Source organism: Streptomyces sp. SID5785 (assembly GCF_009870065.1).
Lineage (GTDB): Bacteria > Actinomycetota > Actinomycetes > Streptomycetales > Streptomycetaceae > Streptomyces.
This window is the reverse complement of sequence record NZ_WWIA01000539.1, coordinates 1-6,333: the sequence shown is the minus strand read 5'-3', so window position 1 is coordinate 6,333 and position 6,333 is coordinate 1. Positions and strand designations below refer to the sequence as shown.

At 73.6% G+C, this 6,333-nt stretch carries 5 protein-coding genes and 1 pseudogene; 2 read left to right on the top strand and 4 right to left on the bottom strand.

Annotated features, from left to right (window positions below):
• Positions 1-897: pseudogene (locus GTW43_RS17530) on the top strand (hypothetical protein); the annotation flags it as partial.
• On the opposite strand, the gene GTW43_RS17525 reads toward GTW43_RS17530, so the two are convergent.
• From GTW43_RS17525 to GTW43_RS17510, 4 genes are all read right to left on the bottom strand, one after another.
• Complete coding sequence (locus tag GTW43_RS17525) at positions 867-3,275, bottom strand: right-handed parallel beta-helix repeat-containing protein (protein WP_161302960.1); 2,409 nt, start codon at positions 3,273-3,275, stop codon at positions 867-869. The pseudogene GTW43_RS17530 and the gene GTW43_RS17525 overlap by 31 nt on opposite strands.
• Before the next feature lie 125 nt (positions 3,276-3,400).
• Positions 3,401-4,006, bottom strand: coding sequence for a hypothetical protein (locus tag GTW43_RS17520; RefSeq protein ID WP_161302959.1), 606 nt, complete (start codon positions 4,004-4,006; stop codon positions 3,401-3,403).
• A gap of 183 nt (positions 4,007-4,189) precedes the next feature.
• Positions 4,190-5,014 carry an MOSC N-terminal beta barrel domain-containing protein gene (locus GTW43_RS17515; protein WP_161302958.1) on the bottom strand — a complete coding sequence of 275 codons (825 nt, stop codon included), beginning with the start codon at positions 5,012-5,014 and terminating at the stop codon, positions 4,190-4,192.
• A gap of 75 nt (positions 5,015-5,089) precedes the next feature.
• Positions 5,090-5,524 (bottom strand): DUF6643 family protein, encoded by a 435-nt coding sequence (locus GTW43_RS17510; RefSeq protein WP_161302957.1) that lies wholly within the window; start codon positions 5,522-5,524, stop codon positions 5,090-5,092.
• Between the two features lie 266 nt (positions 5,525-5,790).
• On the opposite strand from GTW43_RS17510, the gene GTW43_RS17505 reads away from it, so the two are divergent.
• Positions 5,791-6,333, top strand: a 543-nt coding sequence (locus tag GTW43_RS17505; RefSeq protein WP_202501570.1) for a TerD family protein, incomplete at its 3' end; no start/stop codon positions are given.

Sequence of the window (6,333 nt, the reverse complement as noted above, 5' to 3'; positions counted from 1 at the left end):
GCGCGGGCCGCGCTCACCGACCGGGCCCCCGTGATGATCGGCGCCGTCGCCGCCGTGACGCTGCTCCTCGGGGCGCTGGCCGTCGCCGGCGCCTGGCTCACCGGCACGGTCCCCGGCGCCGCGGCCGAGGGCACGTACCCCGTCGTCGCGGGCGCCGCCGACGCCGCGCAGGCCCTCGGCTCGTGGCTCGTCGGCCTCGGCTTCCTGCTCTTCGTCACCTGGGGCCGCCGCGCCTACAAGGACCCCTCCGCGCGGCGCACCATCGGCATCCTCTGGGACGTCGGCACCTTCTGGCCGCGCGCCGCGCACCCTTTCGCTCCACCCTGCTACGCGGAGCGCGCCGTCCCCGACCTGACCTGGCGCATGGCCGGCTGGACCCGCGCCACCGGCGGCCGCCTCGTCCTGTCCGGCCACTCGCAGGGCAGCGTCCTCGCCGCCGCGGCCGCCTGGCAGCTGCACCCCTCGGCCCGCAAGCGCGTCGCGCTGCTCACCTACGGATCACCGCTGGAGCGGCTCTACGGGCGCTGGTTCCCCGTGCACTTCGGTCCCGCGGCGCTCGCGTCCCTGCACCGCCAGGTCGACTGCTGGCGCAATCTGCACCGCAGGACCGACCCGATCGGCGGCCCCATCGGGCTGCCCGGCGACTGCGGGCCCCAGGTCGACCACCCGGCGCTGACCGACCCGCTCGCCTACGGGCGCACCGAGCAACACCCGCTGCCCGCACCGATCCTGGGCCACAGCGACTACCAGGCCGACCCGGTCTTCGCCGAGGAGCGGGCCCGGCTGCTCGCGCGCCTGCGGCCCGGGGTCCCGCAGCCGCGGCCCGAGGGCGACCCGTCCGGGGACGCCGCCCGCGACGGCGGGGCTCAGGGCAGCTCGGGCAGGTCGTCCGGGTAGAGCAGGGTCAGGTCGTCGGTGCTCGGCTCGGCGAGCTGGGCGACCCGCCCCGCGTGCCGCTCCACCATCGACTCGAAGGTCTGCCGGGCCGTGCGGCCGTTGCCGAACGCCGGACCCTTGGGGATCGCCGTGAAGTACTTCAGGAGCGTCTCGCCCGTGCCGTCGCCCAGCCGGTACTCGTGCTCGTCGGCCTGCTGCTCCACGATGCGCAGCAGCTCGTCCGGAAGGTAGTCGCAGAAGGTGATGGTCCGTGAGAAACGGGACGCCACACCGGGGTTGACCGCGAGGAAGCGCTCCATCTCCGCCGTGTACCCGGCGACGATGACGACGACCGCGTCCCGCTGGTCCTCCATCAGCTTCACGAGCGTGTCGATGGCCTCCCTGCCGAAGTCGCGCCCGGAATCCTCGGGGGAGAGGGCGTAGGCCTCGTCGATGAACAGGACGCCGCCCTGCGCCCGTTGGAACGCCTCCTGGGTGCGGATCGCCGTGGAGCCGATGTGCTCGCCGACCAGGTCGACCCGGGACACCTCGACGAGATGGCCCTTCTCCAGGACGCCGAGCGAGGCGAGGATCTCCCCGTAGAGACGGGCCACCGTCGTCTTGCCGGTGCCGGGCGAGCCGGTGAAGACCAGGTGGCGGCGGACCGACGCGGCCTTGAGCCCCGCCTCCCGGCGCCTGCGCCCGACCTCGATCATGTCGGTGAGCGCCCGCACCTCGCGCTTCACGCTCTCCAGGCCCACCAGCGCGTCGAGTTCACCCAGGACGTCCTTCGACGAACGGGCCGCGGGCTCGGGGGTCTGCGCGGGCGCGGCCGGGCGCTGGTCGGGCACACCGCTCAGGAGCCCGACCGTCTGGGTCGCCGTGCGGACCACCGGCTCCGGCGCGGGGTCCGCCGCCGCGGGCCGCACGCCGCCGCTCTCGTCGCTGGTGCAGTCCTCGACCTGGGGCCCGTCCTCGGCGAACTCGTAGCCCCCGCGTGCGCACCGCTCGGTCCGGCACTTCCTCAGGCTCGTGCGGCAGCCGTCGATCACATGGAAGCCGTAGCCGCCGCTGTCCGTCACACGGCAGCCGTGGAGCGTGCCGCGGCCGCCGGCCGACACGTAGAAACCCGCCTCGGCGGGCGAGGTGACCGTGCAGCGCTCGATCGTCGGATCGGCGCCCTTGGTGACGATCACGCCCGTCTGCGTCGCGTCCACCGTGCAGTTGGCCAGCGTGCCGCCGCTGCCGTGGTCCCGGAACCACGCGCCGGTCGCGGCCTCCCGGATGCGGCAGTCGTCGAGCTGCGCCGTCGCGCCGTCGCTCACCGACACCGCCGTGTTCCGCACTTGCGTCAGATCGCTGTCGACGACGTCGACGCGCGAACCGCGGTCGAGGACGAACAGCGCGTCCGGCACGTCGTGCACCCGGCACGCCTCGAGCACCGCGGTCGCCCCGTCGCTCACCCACACCGCCGGGTAGTCGCCCGTACTGTCGTGGATCTCGCACTGGTTGGCGTCCACGCGCGTGCCCGGGTCCCACACCGACAGGCCGTTGCGCCCGAAGCCGCCCACCTTGGAGCGGGTCAGGGTGAGCACGGAGCGGGACCGCAGGTCGATCGCGTTCTCCGGGATGTCGTGGATGCGGCAGTCGGCCAGCGTCAGCACCGCGTCGGTGTCCATCGTGACCCCGTCCGCGGTGGTGCGGTGCACGGCGCAGTCGGTCAGATGGGCCACGGCCCGGCCGGTGATCTGCACCCCCGCGCCCTTGACCTCGTACACCTCGCAGCCGACGGCCTCCAGGCCGCTGTGCTCCCCGGTCGCCGCGATCCCGGCGCCCGAGGCGTGGTGCACGCGGCAGTGCTCCAGACGCGGGTGCGCGCCGCCGCGGACCGAGATGCCGGCCTGCCCGGCCGCCACGATCTCGCACTCCTCGAAGACGCCGCCCCCGCCGTCGAGGACGGCGATGCCGATGCCCGCCGCGTTGTCCACCGTGCAGCGGCGGACCGTGGGGCGGGCACCGCCGCGCACCTCGATGCCGGCCGCGGAGCGGGTGACGACACGGATGTCGGTGATCTCCGGGGCGCCCTCCTCGATCAGCAGCGCGGGGGCCGCGGCGTCCTGGCCCTCCAGGTGCAGGTCGTGGACCGACGCGGAGGAGCGGATCGTGAGCGGCACCCCGTCGGCGGGCGCGATGCGCACGGAACCGGGCGAGCCGTCGGGGCCACGGAGCGTCACCGCGCGCTGCACGACCAGGTTCTCCCGGTAGGTGCCCGGGGCGACGGTGAGCAGGTCACCGTCCCCCGCAGCGTCCAGGGCCGCGGCGAGAGAGGCGTACTCGCCCGTGCGGCGACGCCACCGCGACGTGCTCGTGTGCGTGACCTGGACCGTGCCCTGTGCCATGGCGCTGATCTGCCCCCACCTCGTCCTACGCGGGTCGTTCGCGCCCTGCCCGGCGCAGTTACTGCCAAAGGTGGGTCCACCGTAGCGTGCGCGCGGCACGGTGGTTGACCACTGTGGAGAGCCCGTCAGCTGCCGGTGCCGGTACGGCCCCAGTCCGGCCCGGCGATGTCCCAGGCCCGGTCCCAACGCGCGTACCGGCGACGGACCATGCGCCAGACGATCACTCTGCGCCCGCCCTCGACCAGGCCGGTCAGGGCGACCGAGGCGCCGAACCCGGCCAGCACGGCGTGGGTCGCGGCGGTCGCGCGGTCCAGCGGGCGGCCCACGGCATTGCCGTGGTCGTCGGTCCACAGGCGGAAGGTGTCGCCGCGGTGCGGGGACTCGAGGGCGGCCACGACACGGTCGCGGTGCGCCGAGCCGTCCGGAGCGGTCCACGTCGCCATGACCCGGGTGTGCGCGTCCCGCGCGGTCGCCGTCTCGGGGTCGGTGTCGAGGGGAGGCTGGGCTACCTTCTTCACCACGGTCGCGGTGATCCGGTGGCGGTGGCTGCGCTGCTCGTCCACCGAGCGGTACAGCGCGTCACGCGACAGCGATCCCGCGACGATTCCCACGACGGGTCCCGCCACGACGATGAGGATCAGGGCTGCGAGCGCCACCCAGGCCTCGGCCAGGTCGGTGCCGCGGCGCAGAGGATTGTGGCGCCACCGCCAGAGTCCGACGATCGCTCGCACGACCTGCACCCCCTTCCGCTCCCGTCTCGGCCTGCGGCGTCGGCGCGCACGCGCCGACGGGGCGAAGAGAGAGCGACATCACCCCGCCCGCCGCCGGTCGCCGACTTCCCGGCGACGGTGCCATTGTCCGCCATTGTCTTCCAACGCGCGGGTTCGGTGGTCGGGTTCCCCTCGAGGGTGACGTTATGCGAGCACCGTGAACGGGTCGCCGAGCTGCACCTGACCGGTGGACTCGGGCACCAGATTGGTGCCGAAGCACAGCTGGTCGCCGAAGCGACGGTGCCGGGCCAGCGTGCGCAGCGGCTCCTTGCCACGCTGCGCGTTCGCCTGGTCCGTCGTCGTGACGACGCAGCGGCCGGACTTCTTGGCGACACGGAAGGTGACGTCCCCTATGGCGATGCGTGACCAGTCGTCCTCCGCCCAGGGGGCGGTCCCGGAGATCACCACACTCGGCCGGAAACGGTCCATGGGCAGCGGGCCCTCGTCCGCGTGGTCACCCTGGGCGATCAGTGAGTTGAGCGCGTCGAGCGAGGACTGCGTCGTGAGCAGCAGGGGGTATCCGTCGGCGAAGCTGACCGTCTCGCCGGGGCGTGCGTACGCGGGGTCGACGGGGCGCCGCGTCGCCGGGTCGTCCATGTGCAGCTGGCGCACGTCCGCGTCCAGGTAACGGCTCCACCACGCGTGCGCGTCCGGGGCCGCGAGCACCGCCTCGACCTTGTCGCCCCAGACGTCGACGGTCGTGGTGGCGACCGGCTCCGGGACCTCGACGGCGAGCGGCTCCATGCCGGGTGCGGACAGCCGGACACCGCCGCCGGGCACCAGCTCGGCGGCGGCCAACGCGAGGCGCGGATGCGGCCGTTGCGTCACGATCTTGCCCGCGGTGTCGACCAGCACCCAGCGCCGGTCGCCCGCCAGGCCCCATGGCTCCACGACCGCCGCACGTGGCGCGTGCCCCCGAACCGCCTTGAGCGGGTGGACGTGGATCGAGCTGAGTACGGGTCTGGACATGGGGCCATCCTGCCAGCAGGCACCGACAGCCCCGGTCGCGCCGGGGCGCTCCGGGCCCCGGCCCGACGCCGGACCTCAGTAGCCGCGGTACTGCTGACGGTTGTACGGATCCTCGTACGGGGCGGGTGCCGGGCGCGGGGCGGCCGGACGCATCGCCTCGTAACCGGTGCCCTGCTGCATCGGGCGCTGCTGCTGGACCTGCGGGCCCGGATAGCCGCGCGGGACGCTCGCCTGCTGCGGGATGTACGCCGTCGGCGCGGCCTGTATCGGGGCGGCCTGCGGGCCCGGGTAGCCGTACTGCGGCTGGGGCACCGACGGGGCGGCGGGCAGGGCGGGCAGTGCCGAGGGCAGCGCGGGCAGGTGGCTGCCGGTGTCGTACGCGGGCGAGACCCGGATCGGTGCGATCTGGGGTGTGCCCCGCTCTGCGACAAGAGAATCGTAGATCGGAGTGTCCGGGAAGGACGGCGCGGAGTAGTAACCGCCGCCATAGGTGGAGCGGGGGGAGGTCATGAAACATAAGTTAAGCCCACGATGTGGTGGTTGGGGTAGACCGATAAGAGGGTTCTTTTGAGCGCTGGGTGTGACCGCGCGTCCCCAATCCGAGCGAACTTGGGAAAAACGGTCGTCCGATGGCGTTGGATTCGTGTAAAGGCCGAGTTCCTGGCGGGTTACCGGCGGTTGGCCGGTGATCTTCGGACGAGTCCGTGGGGCGCCGCGCGCGGCGGGGAATAGGTTGACCGGGAAGCCGGAGACGAACGTTGGGGGCAGACATGACAATGGCCAAAGGATCGAATGTCGCGGTGCCGGCTCCTGCCGTGCGGGTCGAATTGGGATGGCGGTCCGGACCCGGCGTGCCCGACGCGGACGCATCCGCCCTCCTCCTGGTCTCCGGAAAGGTCCGCTCGGACGGGGACTTCGTCTTCTACAACCAGCCGGTGCACGCCTCCGGCGCGGTGCGCCACGAGGGCAAGAGCACCGCGGGCGGAGCCGTGACGGACACGCTCTCGGTCGACCTCGCGCGCGTGGAGCCGGGGATCGAGCGGATCGTCCTCGCGGCCTCCGCCGACGGCGGCGCGTTCGGCAGCGTCCCCGGCCTCCACGTCCGGGTCCTCGACTCGGCGGGCGGCGCCGAGCTCGCCCGCTTCGACAGCACGGACGCCACCGTGGAGACCGCCTACGTCCTCGGGGAGCTCTACCGGCGCCAGGGAGCCTGGAAGTTCCGCGCCGTCGGCCAGGGGTACAGCAGCGGGCTCGAAGGCCTCGCCACCGACTACGGCATCACGGTGGACGAGCCTCAGCGCTCGGCGCCGCCCGCGCCC